The following is a 17,580-nucleotide window of genomic DNA, read 5'->3' as shown; positions in this document are numbered from 1 at the left end:
GAGAGTTAAACGATATTTTTATACAAAAACTTATGTCTACATTCAATATACAGAAAGCGCCTATAACTATTATGTCGGAAACAACAAAAAACCACTCTTCAAGGAGTGGTTGTCATCGCGAGACTAACGGGTAGGATTTCGATCTATAAATATCATCCGCTAATCTGTATACAAAGTTTGTCTGTCAATACACCATTTTGCATTTCGTCATAATGAAATGGATAATAATATCCTTCTATATCTCTTCTGGCAATTCCCGTGTAAAGGCGATGTGGGCTTATTAGTTATGTAAAACAAAATGTAGCAGAATCACATTCACACATATTTTCAATTCTGCCTCTCTATCCATTACTTGTGCTTGTCTAAAATCGTTGAGTTCCTTTTCTTCTACATGAATTATTTTTGCGATACTTGCTGTTGAAAACATGTAATCCTTAACGAGATCATTCAAGAGCAATGTTGCTCTTTCTTTTGCATCAAAACCTTGAAAACCAAAACATAACTTGGCTAATTTATGCTCTATTATTTCCTGCTGGTCAGTCGTAATATTCCCCTTACCATTTAGCAAACTTTCCAGCTCATTTATCGGTAAATCAACTATTTTGGAAAGCTGAAGATGATTGAAATTAAATTTTCCAGCTACTTCTTGTAGTTGTTCTTTCAGGTAATCAAATCGGGATATATTCGTGATAAAAGATACTTCTGCCCTATTCTTAAATTCTGGCATCGTCCTAACTCCTTTACTTTTAGTCATATCCATTATATACCACGTAAAAGTGGGGCAATGCATAAAATCAAGACGCTATTTAATCGAGAGCAACAGCGGAAGTATTAATAGAAAAATAGAGCCAGTAACTAAAATGTAAGTTATTTTTCTAGGTAGTTTTTGTTGCTTTGGGTCATCATAAAAACCTGAAAATTGTAGTTTATTACGATAGAGGACAAACAATAAAAAATATATGGCGATTCCTCCTAGCCAGCCTCCGTAAGTACCATCGACATTTATTCGTAAAGTAGTATAAATAAGCCTTACGCCTCCCCACAGCAAGCATCCAAAAATGAGAAAAATCAAAACAATTCTTATTAATTCTAACAATACTTTTATTGTGGTTAACCATAATCCCCTTACTTTCATCACGACCTTTCTACATAAAGCTGTAATGTAAAATGCAAATAATATTTCCTGAATTAGTAATTGCAACGCCCTATTAATTTGGCCATGGATAGACGAAAAAGACCAACTTTATGAGAAAAAGCTGGTCTGGTCATTATGCTTTGTTTGGACTTTTCATATAAAGCCAGCAAAGATTAGCGATTTCTTCCGCTTCATATTTATAAATTGTGTCAGAAAAAGAACTACGAAATGGTTGGATAATGAGTTCTAAAACGCTTATGCGCGGCTTTTCTCTATTCATTTCATCCAAAAGTAACGTCGTTAGTTCCGTTGATTTTTGCTGAAGCTCAACCGTCGATATTTTTTTATAAAACAGTTCTAGTTTCTTTTGAATTTGATCGTTTGTGATCGGCTTGTACGCTGAATCCATTTCAAGCAAATACATATCATTTGGCTCTAATAATATTTCTCCACTCTCAATCATTTCTGGAAGAAAACTTTCTACATACTTTATCGATCTGTAGACTACCTTTTTTATATCAATTGTTGTCTTAGTTGCTAAATTCCAATAAAAGGATATATACTGGAACGTACCAAAAAATATGATTGCACACTCATAATAATAGGGCTTTCCATCCTCCCCATAAATATCATAAAATCTATTTTTTAGCCATGTGATTTCATAAAAACGGTGTTCAGCAAGAATTTTTTGCAACTCTTCATCATGCAAAAAAGAGATTTCTCGAAATAAAGGCATTAAGTTATATTTTTCTTTAATCCTTAAGGAAGCGATTAATTGTTCAACTAAAACTTCTATATCATCTATTTTCTTGCCGACTAGAATTTCCTCTTTTAAAACATTTCTTTCTAGACGATTTTGTTCGAGCACAGCTGAAAGACATTCATTTTTGGATGAAAAATAGTTATAAAATGTCCCCTTTGAAATATTGGCTTTATCTAAAATATCTTGAACCGATGTGTGCTGATACCCTTTTTCAGTAAATAATTGCAATGTTGCTTCGATGACCACTTGCTTACGATCTTTCATACATTTCTCCCATCTCAAAACACAATAACGAATATATTCCAATTATACTAGTAAAACAAAATTTCTCAAAATCTAGCATAAGCTCTAACATGAATGCTACTAGGAGACAATCTGCGAAATCAAGGCACTGACTCCAACAGTATGAGTTAAGCAAGTGGAATCATGGATGCATCTGTTGTACTCTGCAATCGCTTGCTTGTATTCCTTCATTTTATAATTTTGACCACTAAATAGGCTGCTGTAATTAACACTTGATCACTTGCATCCCTCTTGATTTCGTACATGGCTATCTTTGCATGAATATAGCTACTATTATCACCCATAAATGATCTGTAGTAGCTACCTGTTATCCTTTTAACACCATTTTGCTCTCCAGTATGTTATAATGCTATATGACTAAACCAACAAAGAGCATTAACCGATTTGAGCTGTAGCGTGTAACAACGCTACAGCTTTTTAATTTTAGACAGATTTTTTACTCATCATTGGCTCACCACCTGTAATACTAAATATTTTTAAATGCACATTCTGTTCAAAGTAGTTCACTCAATCATTTCTTTCAACTTCCTCTCTAAACAAGAATCATCAAGGACAGTGAAGAAGTAATAAACGAATAAAAAATTCATAGTATAGTAATAATGCCAAAATATAACAAGGGGTAAGGCTATGAGTATTGAATTCATCACACTAGCACCAACATTATTGCATGTGTTTAAAGCGGGAGAGTCGAATCCCAAAAAAGAAAGGCGCATTGTTTATGGGCAAGCTACATCAGACGCAAATGGTATAGCTACGTTTTATTTTACAGACAATGCATTAGCTAATGGCAATCCACTATTATCAACGATTGACTATGCCGTGGCAAGCGTATATTCTACAAATTCATCGATCAATGCAAGACCAAGAGTACAAATGAGAGAAAAGAATAGTACTGGAAAATATGTCTCTGCTAATATTACAAATATTAGTGGTGTCACAGTATTAGGAATTAGTGTATTAGGTTCAGAAAATCCAGTAAGTGGCGTTATTGTAGATTTTATGGTTTTAGGTAGTTTTGAAAGTTAGGAGAATGCGATGAGTTTGTAAGACTTCAAGCTGTAGCCTTTGCAAAAGCTATAGCTTTTTTCACGTTATCATTTACATCTACTACACAATGAGGTGATATTATGGAAAATAATAAATTAGTCTGTAGAGCTTGTAGTAGTAACTCTTTTGCAACTGGTTAGCTTGGTCATGATAAATTATCTAGTGATAGAAATGTTAGACCTATAAGATCTTTAATTGCTTCGGGCTCCCCACTTATTTTGTTGTTTTGCAAAAATTGTGGTGAAGTGTCTTGATTTAAAGTAGCCAAACCTGAAATTCAGCTAACAAACCTTAAGCATTAACAATTCCAACAGAGGCAGCTTCAACGGAATTTAAACATTAGGTATGATGCAGCATTTAAAGTAAACCTCCCTCCCCCTCCGTTTACACTAATTCTCAAACCAGATGAAGACTAAGTATACTGTTATTACAAATTAGACGCTCAAAATTCATATAGTAGTTTAATCCATTATCCATTACTGAACATTTTGAAGACTATCAAGAATTAATTTTCAAAAGATAGAAAAATTAGTGGATGGAAAAAATATGAATGTTTTGATTCAAGGACAAGGCACAGAAACAGTCGTGCTACTACCAGGTTTTGGGACAGGAACACCAGCACTTGATTTTAAGCCGCTAGTAGAAGAGTTATCGCCATTTTACAAAGTTGTAATGATTGAGCCTTTTGGTTCTACTTAAAACGAATAGTTTTATACCAAAAATAACCAAATGAAGTAATGTTATGTTCGATAATAAACGATGTAGATATTCCTCAAAAAACCAGGTACTACTCTGTAAGATTAAGTACAAGTAATTGTACATGAAGTCTTATTCAATAGTGTTTCATTTATAATGTTACACATTTAATAAAAATGCACATTACTAAATTGTAAATTATTTAGTGATGTGCATTTTATTTTGACCATCTTTCCCATCTACATTTATTAAAAAGTTAAACACTGTACAATGACTAAAAAGGAAATTAATATAAGAACGTTCGTTTTTTTGAGGGAGGTTAATTATTGTATTGGTTTGAGTATTGTCCAAAGCATATCGAAAGTAAGTATGAGCTACTTGTATTTAAAGAAAATCACCCCTTTCTACCTTTAACAGTTTGCTTTAACGCATCAAATCGGATGAATAGTGAATTATTAAGTACATATAGAGCGGATTTATATTATACCCAAAAGTAGATTGAGAATAATTTAACTTTGGATGAACAGTTATATTATAAACAATTTTTGCTTCCTCCTATTTCATTTGATTCAAGAGACTTTTCCTTTACCAAATTAGCAATTCAAGAAGCACAACATATTAGAAAAAATGAAACTGATGCCATAGTTCCCCATCTTCCAACAATACGTGCCGAAGCGAATTTACGATGGAATCAAATGAAAAGACTAAGAGATGCATTTCAGCAACAAATAAAGATTGTAGAAGCCGATTCAATATCATTGCCTATTGAATTTTCTTATGCAGAACCCAAACGGATTGGAGAAGTATTTTATTTTCACTTATGGGATAAACCTTCCTTTGTACTGAACCATCAAAAGGAGTTTTCAGAGACTATTATAAAGCGAGCAAAACATAAAAAATCAACTTATTCTGATGAAAATAATGCTTATTTCCTTGAGTTTATTCTTGCTGAATCAATAGAGAGCGATTCAGTACCAGAAGGGTTTTGGTTTAATGAATTAATTGAGCAGAATGTATTAGGAGCTTGGTTTAGCAACAGACCAGTTGAAGAACACGAGAAGATTTTAAATTTCTTGTTTTTATGGGGATACGAGTCTGAAAACGAGCAAAAAACAGAACCGTTTAATTCGAAGCATAAAGGCATACTAACCCCTTTAACTTTTATCACTTTACACAAGGGCAAAGCAGAAGGCTTACTAATAGATGTAGAGCCATTTTATGTGGCTTGTACATTTGGGTTATTAGCCATCGATATTTTAACAACAACAGGTGCAAGACTGAACGAATTACTTCAAATTAGTAATACAAAAGAATGTATTGAGGTAAAGAAAATTAACAACAAGCTACATTATTCCTATAGAACTATTCCTAAAGGAAGAGATTCATTAGAAGAATTTTATATAAGTAAACAAACGATGGAACATATTCAAATGGTATCAAGGATGTTAAAAGCACATTATGGCAGTGATAAAATTCCAAGTGTCTCATACAGAGATGATAGAAAGCACTTATTTCCCACACCTATTCCTTATTATTTCCAATATGCAGGGAAAGCATTAAGCATTTTTGCTTTATACAGTTCCATTCGATTTTTACTTCATGGATTATTGTTTGAGATACAGGACGGAAAAGCTGTAACTATAAAAACACACCTATTGCGTCATGCATTTGCGACAGAAGCTGTTCAACGTCAAAAAATGCCGATTGATATTGTCGCAAAAATGTTGCATCAAAAGGATTTCAACGTAACAGCGTATTATTCAGCTCCTACACCTACCCAAATAACAGAATCAGTAAGTGAGTTACATGATGTTATTTCAAGTTATGTAGACATTGATGATGTGTATTTAAGAAGTCCACAAGAGCTACAAAAAGAATTTGATGCCCATGCAGAAAAAGTTGGTGTATTCAATAAAGTATTGGGTGGCACTTGCGCTACAGATTACATTTGCCCTACTAAAATGCAATGTTTAGGTTGCAAAGCAAAAATACCCGAACCAGATCAAGAGGATGAATTATTAGAAGTCATTCAATTATCAAAAGATATGGAAAGGCGATTTAAACAAATGGGATTAGGGGTCGAAGTTCGAAAAGCGAAAGAGATGGCAAAACAAGCGAAGATTGAATTGAAAGAGATTGATTTAATTAAACAATATAGAGAGGAACGTAGCTATGAACCAATCACCAAAAGGAATCCATTTAGATAAACATCAGTGGCTTGATAAAGTACATCAGCAACGTAAGAAGCGTTCTGTTTCTATTGGCATACAAACTATTGACTTTCTTGTCGCACAAGGAACTCCTGTAACCTATCATAACATTAGCGAGCATTCCAAATCTTTTGATGACAACGGTAAAGGCATCCATATGAATACCATTAAGCGTAATGAGGAACTACATGAATATTATAAACAGCATAGCAGAACGTACAAAGTGAAGAATACTCGTAAAAAAACAGTAATACCTTCTAAATTTGACGAGACAGCATTAAGAAGGATTTCTTCTGAACGTGATGTAAATAACGCTAAGAAGAAATATATGCAGCTTTCAAAAGAGGAGTTAGTGAATCGCTTAATAGCAGTTGAACAATATGTGGCTGAAAATCATCAACGATGGGTCGCAAATCATTTTGAACAGTTCAAATAATTTTAAAATATGGGCATTCGTAATAAGTGGACTGCCCATTCTTTTTCTTACTAAACAATTTGTTCGTATGTTCCCGTAGGATTCTTAATTTTGTTGGTATACATTTTTATTGATATATTTAACTGTTTCAGTTGATGGGGAGAAAACAAAAAATCACACTTAAATTCATTGCTTTTAGCAAACATTTTGACATGTGAATAACATAAAAAATAACAACTGAATTCGCTCAGTTGCTATTTTTTATTGAAATTTATGGAATATTACTTTCTTAACCTTCAAATAGCATTATGACTTTTTCTTTTATGATAAACATTTATTATAGCCCAAATAAAGAAAAGGACTCCAAAGCATGTAAGTCCGAAAAGCATCGCAAGAAATCCAATATTACGATAATCAAGAACTTTAATTTCCACAAAACTATTATCACTTCCATAATGTAAGTCACTATATACCAAAGAAAATGTATGATTAATGTCTTTATCTAAATTATAAACAGAGGTCTCTCTGTCTTCATTTAGATAAACATTCATCTTTTTTATATAACTAGCTTTACTTAGTAATGTTTTGATTTTCTCTTCTGTTAATGTAGTTAATTTAGTATCGTCTTCAATCAAATCGCCAATTTCGTATGATATTATTGATTGCTCCGACGTTCTTTCATTTCCAATATTTAAAAAGTATGCAAAAACAACAGCTGAAAGAAGTAAAAGGGCTATCCCAATATAAAGAACCCATTTAGCAAATGCCTTTTGAACTTTAAATAGCTGGGATACAATAGAACGCATTTCTTTTTCCTCGCCGAATCGTTCAATTGCAATATTAATTGCTTCTTGCTCTGTTCTCCCAGACTCTTTTAATTCACTTACAGCTTCTAAAAGATGATTTTTCATCTCTAACTTTAATTCTTCTATTGCTTTTTTATCTCCACTTGCATTCTGATAAACCGAATTAACATATTTATCAATCTGTTTCAAATTTATCTACCCCTTCGATAAATGTATCAATAATTTTTTTTACAAATCTCCATTCCTCACGCTTTTCTTCTAAACCATCTTCACCTAAAGGTGTAAGTTTATAATATTTTCTTCTTCCGCCTGGTCCCTGTTCATCACCCCAGTATGAAGAAATCCATTTGTTTTTTTCTAATCGCTTTAAAGACAAATAAAGCGTACCTTCTTTTAATTCAAATTGGTCTTCACTTTTTTCACGAACAAATTTTGCTAATTCATATCCATACATATCTCTGCTACGCAATAACGATAGGATTATTGTATCAATATGTCCTTTTAAAACCTCTTTGTTAATTTCCAAGTTTTTCACCTCCATAATTAGTTATAAAATATATTACCTAATATAGCAAGGTATTCGTTCAAATAGGTATTATAAAAATTCTGATTGCATAATGCGAGATAAAGAATTCGTATTATGCAATCGGGCGCGATTGTGGAAGAAGCGTTGCTGTTCTTATTAAACTCCCATGAAAGAACGTAATCCTCTTTCATTTTCTGTGGTGTAGCGCTGGTTTTTGCGCTACATGGATGGCTAACGGGTAGCTTTAATTGAATATTCACATCCCGAAATAACCAAACTTTTTTATAAAAACCAAACTAGATAAATAAAGATCCAACTGTTTTGATCAAACTTTGTTTCAAAACAGTTGGTTTCTTTCTGTATAAAATCAGCGTTTGCAACTTACTTTTAATAAAAACAAGTAGTCCCTGGTTTTTATTTAAAGCTAAATTGAATTTGCCATTTCAACAAGTAACTCTGGTTTGATGGAATCGGTACCTTTTTTATGAATGCCAAACATATACTGCAAATTATTTTTTTCAAAGACAAAGAACTTATATATTTGATGTTCAAAATAAACTCCTTTACTACCATCTTTGAGTGGATAACTTTCACCTTCAAAGTCCAATTTATGTTTTAAAGACCGAATATCAATTTTAAATATATTCTCTTTTATATGTTCATTTACAAAAATTAAGTTTAAAGTGGTATTCAGATTATATTCAGAATCTACATAAAATTTACCGAATTTGTGTGTAAATGAAATGGTAGAAGGAATTGTTGGTAACTTTACTTCAGTTTTGTAGTATTTTTCAAACGCATGAACAGCACTGTCAAGGGATTTATATCCTCCTTCAGAATATTTATCCACTAAAGAGGACGATTGAGTATTTGCATAAACATTAACACTAAAGGTAAAAATAAAAATGCAACTAATTATAAATAAAATATTACAAACTATTTTAACCATTTTGCTACACCCCAATTAATAAAATAAAGCATTAATCTCTGAACTGTTTTCAATAAACCTCCCTTCGATATTTAGTATTTCAATAAAAGTATGAATTATTTAGCTGTATTACAAAATATAATTGAAAAAGGATCTAAGTTCACTAACACTCGAACTTAGATCCTTACTCTTTATATTTATTGGGAGACTGAACCTCTTCCAGTACATCTTTCCTTAATTGATGTATCACTACAATATACTTTCACCCTGTAATTACCAGAAATTGGTACAGTCCTATATTGAGTATCAGTGAAATATACTTCATCTCCTATATTATTATTATTAGAATCTACCAATTGAGTAATAAAGTTAAATTGACCTGTAGATTCATTATTAACTGCTAATTTTTGTCCTTTCTGAGCATAAACATACTCTGAAAAGTCAACTGCTTTAATTTTTCAAATTGGTATGTATGCTCTTTTTTCTACTTTTTTCAGAGATGTTTACACATGTAGAAACAAGCTACTTTATTTTAATAATCCTTTGACATCTATCACTCTATTAAATCTTAAATTCTAATAAAACACTCCTTTTCTCAAAAAACTAGACTTTGACTCTTCTTGTCTACTTTTAATTTTACTATTCTAATTTACTACCTGCTTATGTAAAACAGAAACTTTATGTTACACATATTTAATAGAGGAGAATAAATTTCATAATATAAAAGAAAAACATTTGGAATTTATATGGAAAACATTCATTTTTAATGTTAAAATTTTCTATGAATGGTTTATGTGTATAAACTGTTCCCGAAATATCAGAAAAGAATGGGGGTCTTAAATGAAAAAATCAGTCCTACTTAGAGTATTGGCATTGATAGCCGTATTACTAATCCTTTTTTCAGATGGGATACAAACCTATGATTTTCTCATCCTATTGTTTGCTGTTTTCTTTATAGGTACGCCGTGGTACAAATTTTTCAAAAAGTAAATTTAAAGTTAGGAGGAGTAGTAAATGAAGAAAAAATTAATCCTTTTTGTAATGATTATGCTTTTAGTATTTCAACCCCTATCTGTAAATTTAGGTGCTTTGGCTAAAGAAACAAATGAACATAATGATTGTAATAGTTGTTCACAACAAGCACCTTTGCAAATTGAAAAGAATGGTTTTCTTAATAACTCAGTAGTCGTAAATGAAGTAAAAGAGGATTTAGATATTGCAGAGAAGTTCACACATAGTGAATACAGTAGAGAAGACTTTGATTGGCAAAATACTGAATATATGGATTACGGTAAGAATAAAGATGGTTTGATGATTCCTTATAAAAAGAACAATGAAAGTTTTGATATACGATTACTGACTACTTATGATAAAACAACTGGTGAAGTCGGTGAATTTATCATAATGAAATCAACTCTAGATGTAGAGAATGATGAAATCAATGTTACTTATGCAACATTAAATAACGAAGACATGCTTGGTATGACTCTTGAAGCAAGTACAAATAAGGTAATTGATAAACAAGTTTATTTCGATGAAAATTCAGAAGTTTCCCTTTTATCAACCAATAGTGCTAAAGCAGGTTATTGGAGTGATTCATGGGAATGCTTAAAAAACTATTGGTATGATGCCCCTGAACTAACAAAACAAATATGTAGTGCTGCATGTGCGTCAGTAATATTTGGTGGAAATGTTGTAGGTGCTGTTGCTTGTGCTAGTTGTTTAGGTTCTCATGTTATGGTATGTCTAATCCACTAATAATTTAATAAATGTAAAATCCCTTCTAAGGACGTTTAAAACGTATTAGTGGGGATTTTTTTATATAGAGTTCTAAATAGTGCCAATAAAACAGAGTACTGGTTTTTATAATAATGTTCCATTTGCTATCCTTCATCCTCAAAGTGCGACATTAAACTATTCAAATTCATTTACTCCTATTGGCAACACAATCCTCCTAGAATGCGTAACTTAATTAGAGACGTCGCTGTCTAAAGGTGTTCTACCATACGGTGGTTCTACTATAGAGAAACTCCACCAGAGACATCTCCATCATCTTTGCACCATTCTTTAATTAGTTTTGACTCATTTGCACCTTCTAATTCTCCCAACCTTTTAACAGCTTTGCAATAAGCAAAGAAAGTATCATAATCATTGAATTCATTCGATTTATGTTTAAAGTTTTTCAGTCGTATTTAAAATCACCTACTGATTTCTCAGTCAATCTTTCGTCCAATTATTTACACCTCACTATGTCACATTTTCTTTCGATTGATCATTCCAAATATTTAATTCTCCAGCCATATACTTCTTGAACTATGAAATAAAGTATTTTTATAATTTCTAAAAACCCTTCTTATCAATTCATTTATAATAAACATATTAATAAGTGAAAGGATGTATTTATTTGCTGCTTCCATATCGTAATGATCTTAGAAAAATTTTGATACCTTACCTAAACAATCTTGATGAGGAATTTTGGTTTAAGAAACCAGATTTCTATCCAAATAATCTAGCTTGGATAATTTCTCATATATCAAGTAGCGAAGACTATTGGGTGAATGAAATTGGACTTAAAAAAAGTTGTATTTTAAATCTTAACGATGCTTGTTCACCTAAAGATATATTATATAGCTATATTCAAATTAGAGACTATACTGATGACATATTACATACATTAGAAGATTCGCAACTCAATAAATTAGTCGAAATTCTTAAATTTTCAGATGGATGGATGCCACCTTCAGTACCTACACTAAATTGGCTGTTTAATCATGTGTATACGCATGAAGCATATCATGTTGGACAAATCTCGCTTATCGCCCGCATTAATGGATTTCAAAAGGCATTATTTTAACGATGAAATCATCACTTTAGATTTCATTTAAATCTAAGGAAATCAAAAAATGATGATTTTAGGGTACATATATTTCATTACCTCCCCCACTCTGTATATCTCTAAAAGAATATGACAAAAACATTTACTACAAACGTTGATATATCAATGTTTCCAAATAAAAAAACACTCGCATTGTAAACGAGTGTTTCACATCTTTTATGACAACCACTTCGGTGGTGTGTTTTTTTCCCAATAGATATCGCCAAGGTTGTGGTGTACCATGAATTCGTCCTCGGCACTGTGATAGTGGAAGTTATAGTAGTAGCCTTCCTGTGGTCTTTTTTCTGTACGCACATGGAAACGGATTACATCTGCTCCGGTTTCATTGTTAATGACATTGAAAATTTTTTCACCATAATGACCACTTGGCTTTTCAGAGATTGTTAATGATGCAGCGCTTTGATCGCCAAGATTAGCCACTGTCATCGCAATTGCTTCCTCCATTTTTGGGAAGATGATGCTGTCGAATTCATTGCTAATTTTCGGACCGACTTTTGTGCCAAATTTTATGTACGATTGCTCTCTTGCTGCATCTAGGAGTAAGGCATTATAATCGATCTCTTCTTCTTGAATTTGTATCTGTTCGTCTTGATAATCATCATGCTCAGCAGCAACAGCAGTGCTTGTCCTCGGTTCAGGGCCGATGGATGCACGGTTCGAAGGATTGTGATCAAATGCTTCCCAAATTTCATGTGTAGGCGTTATTAAACCAAATGTTAAAAACGCAACCATGATAACTATACTTTTTTTAACCCACGTTTTCATTTTTTGTCACCTACTCTTTATGTACAAATTGGTAATTCTCCTATTATTATATACGTTCTCGCCATTAAAAGGTTTCATATTTCTATAATTCATTGTACAATATTTATGAATAATGTGTCGGTTTTTTAAAGGAGGTACAAATCATGAGCATCGTAATGGGTATTGGTCTTTTATTAATGTTAGGTTACTTATCATCTTTATGCTTCACGGACTAATTTTTTTATTTTGTAATATGTACCCTACAAAGCCCTAAAAGCCTGTTATATGCAGCTTTTGGGGTTTTTCATTTTTCTTTACTAGGTATGGCCCTTAAATAGCACCCATCTGATCATTCATTCTTTCAACCATCCTAAAAAATATCAGTTCCTAATCAATCTTAAATTAAATATAATGATGTTGAAGCGAAGTCACGCTAAAAATGAAGGTATTTTGGACATTCTCATTGACTTCTTTACTTGGACCTTTGAAAAGCATCACAATGTTCTAAGTTAGTATATTCTCCACTAGCAGTTAAATTATATATAATTGCCAATAAACCAATTACTGAACATGCAGAAAACATCATTGGATATGAACCAAATTGTACGATAATACCCATTACCATCCCACCTAAAGAAAAACCTAAGTCATACGATGCTAAAAATAACCCTAATAATACATGTTTATGTGACTCCGGAATTGCAAAAGAAATGTATGTGGTTAATGTAGGATATAACATCGCTGCTGCTATTCCATTAAATAAAACACTAATATAGACAAACGATCCGATAAGAGGAAGTGCCGCTAGCATCGTTGTCCCAATAATAGAGCTACTCAATATAAGGGTTATGAAACCTGGATGCCACTTTCCATCAGATGGAATATATTTTCTAAAAATAAATCTACTCCCTACAACAACTAGAGCCTGCAGAAATAAATAAAGCCCAACATTCCCTGTATTTGTAGTTAAAAAGTACAGAGGTAAAAATGTCGAGATTGCCCCAAATATACTTGCACCTATAAGCATTACCCCCGAAGAAACGATTAACCCTTTATGCGCACGAGCTAATTTCATTCCTTTTCTCATATCCTCCAAGGTGAACGATACATTTTCTTTTTTTACTTTCGGTAATGGTGATCTAATGAAAAACATAAGAGGTGCAAAAGCTAAGCAGGTAATAAAAATTAATAGCCAAGATACATCTCCTTGAACCCAGATAACCATTGCTAATGCTGGTCCATATAACCCTGGCATGACACTTGATAAAGAATACATTGCCATACCTTGTCCTCTATCTTCATCTCGTAAAGTCTCCGTGATACCCATTTGCATCGACATGGAGAAAAATGCCGTCACGATTCCTTGCAAAATGCGCACAACATAAAGACTTTCAACACCAAGCGATACATACAAAAGGAGTGCTGCTACATGCCCTAGTAATAAATATTTCATTACTGTATGGACACTGTATTTTGATACCATTTGACCAGCCCATGGACGTAACACCATACAAACAAACATATAGATTCCCATCATCAGACCGATTTCTGCCTCTTTCATTCCGTGATTAGCTGCCTGCAAAGGGAATATGACAGTTAATACAGAATTAGCCGTAAAATAAAAAATTGCCAAGCCGTAGTTTTGTAGCATGCTAAAAGATAATGGACTTACTTTCATAATTCCAACTCCTCTTTTAGGTCCAATTGGTGGTGAATAGAATCGATTTTAAGTTGTGAATCCAATAATATTTTTGTGGCCACATGTTTTGCATTCTCTAACTCATCTATCAGTAGTTGTTCCACAATTCTTCCTTTATGCATAATCGCGATTTCATCTGCCAAAAGTCGAGCTACATGTATGTCATGGGTGATAAAAAAGTAAGTTAGTTTTAACTCGTGCTGTAATCGTTTGAGTAGTTTTAAAATACTAATTTGCACCAAGACATCCAAACTATTTACTGATTCATCTAAAACAATCAATCGAGGTTGTGTGGAAATCGCACGTGCAATTGTAATTCGCTGTAATTGTCCGCCACTGAATTGCTGAGGATATTTCATCATATCCTCTTCTGACAGACCAACCATTTTTAGTAACTTTCCTACACGATCCTCTATTTGATTTATATCTAGCTTTTCATATACTAGTATTGGTTCCACAATAATGTCTCTGATTTTGAGCTTAGGATTTACTGCACTATGACAATCTTGAAATACCACTTGTAACGATTGTTGCAATCGTTTTCGTTCATTTATAGTTGTTTTATGTACATTTATCCCATTAAATAAAATCACACCATCATCTGGCTTTTCAATTCCAAGTATCATTTTACCAAGCGTACTTTTTCCAGAACCGCTTTGTCCTAGCAACGTAAAGCAACTGCCTTCTTTTATATTAAGCGACACATTTTCTACTGCCTTTACCATCGAATTTTTCTTCCTAAAAAATCGTGATTGACTATAGCTTTTAGATACTTGCTGTACTTGGATCATCTGTTTGTCCCCTCCATTCTCACCCAGTGGTTCTGATCATATAAGACAAGCTCTCCTGATACTGAACCTTCATACTTATCAGCAAGCTCTTCTAACTTACTATGCTCATCCCGTGCTGCAACAAGCGTTTGAGTGTAAGGATGAATCGGATGCAATAAAATATGGGTAGTGGGACCATGCTCAACTACAATCCCCCTTCTCATTACAACAATTTCTTCTGCTAAATTTGCAATAACACCTAAATCGTGCGATACAATCAACATCGACATTGCCGTTTTCTCATGAAGTTTTTTTAATTCCTTTAATATTTCAAGTTGTGTCATAGTATCTAGTGCTGTGGTAGGTTCATCAGCAAGTAATAGCTTTGGCTCAAGGCTTGCTGCAATGGCAATCATGATACGCTGAAGCATTCCTCCGCTTAGTTCATTTGGATATTTGTTTAAGATCTCTACATTACCTAATTGAAAAAGTGCGAGCTGCTCCTTTGCTTTCTCAATTGCTTCCTTTTTAGACATTTTTGTATGTGCTTGAAGCGTTTCAATGAAATGTCCACCAATCGACACAATTGGATTAAACATGGACATTGGATTTTGCATAATGAGCCCAATTTCCTTTCCTCGCACCTCACGCATTTTTCTCTCCTCTATCGAAAGCAAACTCTTTCCATCAAATTCAATACTTCCCTTTGCAGATCGCTCTTTACGGTAAAGATTTAAAATCGTCGAACATAATACAGATTTTCCGCTACCACTCTCCCCAATAATTCCAACAACCTTGCCTTTCGGAACTGATAAGCTCACTTGATTTAGCACCTGTTTATTATGGATAAATACAGTTAAATTTCTAATCTCTAACATATTATTTCACCTCTTCTCACACTGATTTTGGATTAAGTAAATCTCTTAACGAATCACCAAATGCATTAAAAGTTAATACAGTTATTGAAAGCATTACACCTGGAATGATCATTAACTCAGGTTTTATCATTAAGTATGTTTTACTCTCACTAATCATCATGCCCCATTCAGCTGTTGGAGGCGTTATCCCAAGTCCTAAAAAAGACAACTCTGAAATCATTAATATCGTTGAACCTAAACCGATTAGCTTTAGTAGAAGCATTTGCGGAAATACAAACGGTACGATATGACGCCACATAATTTTCAAAGTCGGGACACCGCAAATTTTGGCATAAACCACATAATTCGTTTCTTTTAAACTCACAACCATATTCCGTATAACTCGTGCAAAGCCGACCCAAATTACAATGACAATTGCAATTACTAGATTTCCCATCCCTGCTCCAAGTGCACCAACAATAATAAGCGCAAAAATAAAATTTGGAATTGCGAGCAAAATATCGCATAGACGCATTAAGACTAAATCAATCCAACCTCCAACATAGCCTGCAGTTATACCAACGACCATACTAATTAGTAGCGTGACTAGTAGTACAATGAGTGCAACAAATAACGACACTCTCGCACCTTCGATTAACCTTGATAAAACGCAACGTCCTAAATGATCTGTCCCAAGAGGATATTGTATTGAAAAACCTTGTAGCTTCATGGCCATATTCGGTAAATGAGGATCATTTGGCATAAGCAATGGCCCAAATATCGCAACAAAAAATAGGATGCTTACAAGAAACGTACTACAGTAAAATGCCCATTTTTTTCTCATCACAATTCCTCCTTTAATCGAATTCTCGGATCAATAAACGCACATATTATATCCGCTAAAAAATTAATGATAATGTAGAAGAAACCAATAATCATAATGAAACCTTGCATTACGTTATAATCTCTCGCTGTTATTGCAGTAACAATATAACGGCCTATGCCGGGTATAGAAAAAATAATTTCAACTATTGCAGCCCCACCAATAAGTACCCCTAATGTCATCGCAAGTGAAGTTATAAATGGTGTCAATGTAGCTTTAAAAATATGCTTACGAATAATGACTGACTCACTTATACCTCTAGCACGTGCAAACGTTATAAAAGGCTTATCCATTTGCTCAATCATATTTGTACGAATCATACGAATGTAAAATGGTACATTGGCCAAAGCTAAAGTTAATGCTGGTAAAATGATTGCATCTAAATTTCCCCATCCCATAAGTGGAAGAAGATTAAGCTTAAAAGCTACAACATAAATCAGAACGAAACCTAGCCAAAAACTAGGCATCGAGGCAATGAAAAATATAGTCATTCTTGTTAGATTATCAAAAGCAGAGCCCTTTTTTACTGCACTAAAAATCCCAAGTGGAATAGAAATAACTAATATTAATAGAAAAGCTACGAGCGCCAACTGAGTTGTAACACCAAAATAGGACAATAATTCCTCACTAACTGCGTTTCCATTCATATATGAAGTTCCAAAGTCGAATTTTAATACTCCACCAAGCCATGTTACATATTGTGTGAGCAAGGGCTTATCCAACCCTTGCTCCTCTCTTGCTTGCTCTAGTATTTCATCTGTTACTGGAATATGGTTTGCCATATAATATGACTCTATCGGATCACCAGGCATAATACGCATGAGTGAAAATGCAATTAACGTTAAACCAATCATTGCTATAGTCATACTAAAAAAGCGGTTTAAAAAGTACTTTGCCATTAT

18 protein-coding genes and 1 pseudogene are annotated in these 17,580 nt (G+C 33.2%); 7 read left to right on the top strand and 12 right to left on the bottom strand.

The window, feature by feature from the left end; genetic code table 11:
• Window positions 1–280: 280 nt before the first annotated feature.
• From AC6BKE_RS17870 to AC6BKE_RS17860, 3 genes are all read right to left on the bottom strand, one after another.
• Window positions 281–727, bottom strand: a complete 447-nt coding sequence (locus tag AC6BKE_RS17870) for an HTH domain-containing protein (RefSeq protein ID WP_499857505.1) — start codon at window positions 725–727, stop codon at window positions 281–283.
• Between the two features lie 75 nt (window positions 728–802).
• Window positions 803–1,135, bottom strand: a complete 333-nt coding sequence (locus tag AC6BKE_RS17865; RefSeq protein ID WP_499857504.1) for a hypothetical protein — start codon at window positions 1,133–1,135, stop codon at window positions 803–805.
• A 133-nt stretch (window positions 1,136–1,268) separates the two neighbouring features.
• Entirely contained in the window at window positions 1,269–2,162 is an 894-nt protein-coding gene (locus tag AC6BKE_RS17860; protein WP_340808914.1) for a TetR/AcrR family transcriptional regulator, read from the bottom strand.
• A gap of 666 nt (window positions 2,163–2,828) precedes the next feature.
• Between AC6BKE_RS17860 and AC6BKE_RS17855 the strand changes: the two genes are divergently transcribed.
• From AC6BKE_RS17855 to AC6BKE_RS17835, 5 genes and pseudogenes are all read left to right on the top strand, one after another.
• Entirely contained in the window at window positions 2,829–3,227 is a 399-nt protein-coding gene (locus AC6BKE_RS17855; RefSeq protein WP_036122512.1) for a hypothetical protein, read from the top strand.
• A gap of 552 nt (window positions 3,228–3,779) precedes the next feature.
• Window positions 3,780–3,938 (top strand): annotated as a pseudogene (locus AC6BKE_RS17850) (alpha/beta fold hydrolase); the annotation flags it as partial.
• Between the two features lie 332 nt (window positions 3,939–4,270).
• A complete protein-coding gene (locus AC6BKE_RS17845) occupies window positions 4,271–4,441 on the top strand; it encodes a hypothetical protein (RefSeq protein ID WP_340811040.1) in 171 nt (56 codons plus the stop codon).
• Window positions 4,442–4,459: 18 nt separating this feature from the next.
• The gene (locus AC6BKE_RS17840) at window positions 4,460–6,151 is read left to right on the top strand and encodes a site-specific integrase (protein WP_499857503.1); all 1,692 of its coding nucleotides are present in this window, start codon (window positions 4,460–4,462) and stop codon (window positions 6,149–6,151) included.
• A complete protein-coding gene (locus AC6BKE_RS17835; RefSeq protein WP_499857502.1) occupies window positions 6,117–6,590 on the top strand; it encodes a hypothetical protein in 474 nt (157 codons plus the stop codon). Before AC6BKE_RS17840 ends, AC6BKE_RS17835 begins: the two co-directional genes overlap by 35 nt.
• A 275-nt stretch (window positions 6,591–6,865) precedes the next feature.
• Here AC6BKE_RS17835 and AC6BKE_RS17830 read toward each other — a convergent pair whose 3' ends face one another.
• The 3 genes from AC6BKE_RS17830 to AC6BKE_RS17820 all read right to left on the bottom strand — a co-directional run bounded on the left by AC6BKE_RS17830 (window position 6,866) and on the right by AC6BKE_RS17820 (window position 8,850).
• Window positions 6,866–7,564 carry a permease prefix domain 1-containing protein gene (locus AC6BKE_RS17830; protein WP_499857501.1) on the bottom strand — a complete coding sequence of 233 codons (699 nt, stop codon included), beginning with the start codon at window positions 7,562–7,564 and terminating at the stop codon, window positions 6,866–6,868.
• On the bottom strand, window positions 7,551–7,901 hold the full coding sequence (locus AC6BKE_RS17825; protein ID WP_340811035.1) for a PadR family transcriptional regulator: 351 nt from the start codon (window positions 7,899–7,901) through the stop codon (window positions 7,551–7,553). Before AC6BKE_RS17825 ends, AC6BKE_RS17830 begins: the two co-directional genes overlap by 14 nt.
• Window positions 7,902–8,325: 424 nt before the next feature.
• Window positions 8,326–8,850: a carbon monoxide dehydrogenase gene (locus AC6BKE_RS17820; RefSeq protein WP_499857498.1), complete on the bottom strand. Its 525-nt coding sequence runs from the start codon at window positions 8,848–8,850 to the stop codon at window positions 8,326–8,328.
• A 993-nt stretch (window positions 8,851–9,843) separates the two neighbouring features.
• Between AC6BKE_RS17820 and AC6BKE_RS17815 the strand changes: the two genes are divergently transcribed.
• A complete protein-coding gene (locus AC6BKE_RS17815; protein WP_499857496.1) occupies window positions 9,844–10,587 on the top strand; it encodes a hypothetical protein in 744 nt (247 codons plus the stop codon).
• Between the two features lie 646 nt (window positions 10,588–11,233).
• Window positions 11,234–11,683 carry a DinB family protein gene (locus tag AC6BKE_RS17810; RefSeq protein ID WP_499857494.1) on the top strand — a complete coding sequence of 150 codons (450 nt, stop codon included), beginning with the start codon at window positions 11,234–11,236 and terminating at the stop codon, window positions 11,681–11,683.
• A 198-nt stretch (window positions 11,684–11,881) separates the two neighbouring features.
• Here the strand turns inward: AC6BKE_RS17810 and AC6BKE_RS17805 are convergent, their stop codons facing one another.
• From AC6BKE_RS17805 to nikB, 6 genes are all read right to left on the bottom strand, one after another.
• Entirely contained in the window at window positions 11,882–12,490 is a 609-nt protein-coding gene (locus AC6BKE_RS17805; protein ID WP_036122522.1) for a YpjP family protein, read from the bottom strand.
• 451 nt (window positions 12,491–12,941) lie between these two features.
• The gene (cntE, locus tag AC6BKE_RS17800; RefSeq protein WP_330494025.1) at window positions 12,942–14,147 is read right to left on the bottom strand and encodes a staphylopine family metallophore export MFS transporter CntE; all 1,206 of its coding nucleotides are present in this window, start codon (window positions 14,145–14,147) and stop codon (window positions 12,942–12,944) included.
• The gene (locus AC6BKE_RS17795) at window positions 14,144–14,959 is read right to left on the bottom strand and encodes an ABC transporter ATP-binding protein (RefSeq protein WP_340808912.1); all 816 of its coding nucleotides are present in this window, start codon (window positions 14,957–14,959) and stop codon (window positions 14,144–14,146) included. The genes cntE and AC6BKE_RS17795 overlap by 4 nt, the downstream gene beginning before the upstream one ends.
• Window positions 14,956–15,816 carry an ABC transporter ATP-binding protein gene (locus AC6BKE_RS17790; protein ID WP_340808911.1) on the bottom strand — a complete coding sequence of 287 codons (861 nt, stop codon included), beginning with the start codon at window positions 15,814–15,816 and terminating at the stop codon, window positions 14,956–14,958. The genes AC6BKE_RS17795 and AC6BKE_RS17790 overlap by 4 nt, the downstream gene beginning before the upstream one ends.
• A 16-nt stretch (window positions 15,817–15,832) precedes the next feature.
• Window positions 15,833–16,639 carry an ABC transporter permease gene (locus AC6BKE_RS17785; protein WP_036122528.1) on the bottom strand — a complete coding sequence of 269 codons (807 nt, stop codon included), beginning with the start codon at window positions 16,637–16,639 and terminating at the stop codon, window positions 15,833–15,835.
• Window positions 16,639–17,577 carry a nickel ABC transporter permease gene (gene nikB, locus AC6BKE_RS17780; RefSeq protein ID WP_101966620.1) on the bottom strand — a complete coding sequence of 313 codons (939 nt, stop codon included), beginning with the start codon at window positions 17,575–17,577 and terminating at the stop codon, window positions 16,639–16,641. The genes AC6BKE_RS17785 and nikB overlap by 1 nt, the downstream gene beginning before the upstream one ends.
• Between the last annotated feature and the right edge of the window lie 3 nt (window positions 17,578–17,580).

Source organism: Lysinibacillus sp. COL-1 (assembly GCF_059814265.1).
The sequence above is the reverse complement of the archived record's forward strand: the minus strand, read 5'-3'. Positions and strand labels throughout refer to the sequence as shown.

What these genes read in the sequence shown, in the direction of transcription:
- AC6BKE_RS17860 (WP_340808914.1), bottom strand. Translation starts at nt 2,162, where the DNA reads ATGAAAGATCGTAAGCAAGTGGTCATCGAAGCAACATTGCAATTATTT.
- AC6BKE_RS17815 (WP_499857496.1), top strand. Translation starts at nt 9,844, where the DNA reads ATGAAGAAAAAATTAATCCTTTTTGTAATGATTATGCTTTTAGTATTT.
- cntE (WP_330494025.1), bottom strand. Translation starts at nt 14,147, where the DNA reads ATGAAAGTAAGTCCATTATCTTTTAGCATGCTACAAAACTACGGCTTG.
- AC6BKE_RS17865 (WP_499857504.1), bottom strand. Translation starts at nt 1,135, where the DNA reads ATGAAAGTAAGGGGATTATGGTTAACCACAATAAAAGTATTGTTAGAA.
- AC6BKE_RS17820 (WP_499857498.1), bottom strand. Translation starts at nt 8,850, where the DNA reads ATGGTTAAAATAGTTTGTAATATTTTATTTATAATTAGTTGCATTTTT.
- AC6BKE_RS17855 (WP_036122512.1), top strand. Translation starts at nt 2,829, where the DNA reads ATGAGTATTGAATTCATCACACTAGCACCAACATTATTGCATGTGTTT.
- AC6BKE_RS17870 (WP_499857505.1), bottom strand. Translation starts at nt 727, where the DNA reads ATGCCAGAATTTAAGAATAGGGCAGAAGTATCTTTTATCACGAATATA.
- AC6BKE_RS17785 (WP_036122528.1), bottom strand. Translation starts at nt 16,639, where the DNA reads ATGAGAAAAAAATGGGCATTTTACTGTAGTACGTTTCTTGTAAGCATC.
- AC6BKE_RS17790 (WP_340808911.1), bottom strand. Translation starts at nt 15,816, where the DNA reads ATGTTAGAGATTAGAAATTTAACTGTATTTATCCATAATAAACAGGTG.
- nikB (WP_101966620.1), bottom strand. Translation starts at nt 17,577, where the DNA reads ATGGCAAAGTACTTTTTAAACCGCTTTTTTAGTATGACTATAGCAATG.
- AC6BKE_RS17795 (WP_340808912.1), bottom strand. Translation starts at nt 14,959, where the DNA reads ATGATCCAAGTACAGCAAGTATCTAAAAGCTATAGTCAATCACGATTT.
- AC6BKE_RS17805 (WP_036122522.1), bottom strand. Translation starts at nt 12,490, where the DNA reads ATGAAAACGTGGGTTAAAAAAAGTATAGTTATCATGGTTGCGTTTTTA.
- AC6BKE_RS17835 (WP_499857502.1), top strand. Translation starts at nt 6,117, where the DNA reads ATGAACCAATCACCAAAAGGAATCCATTTAGATAAACATCAGTGGCTT.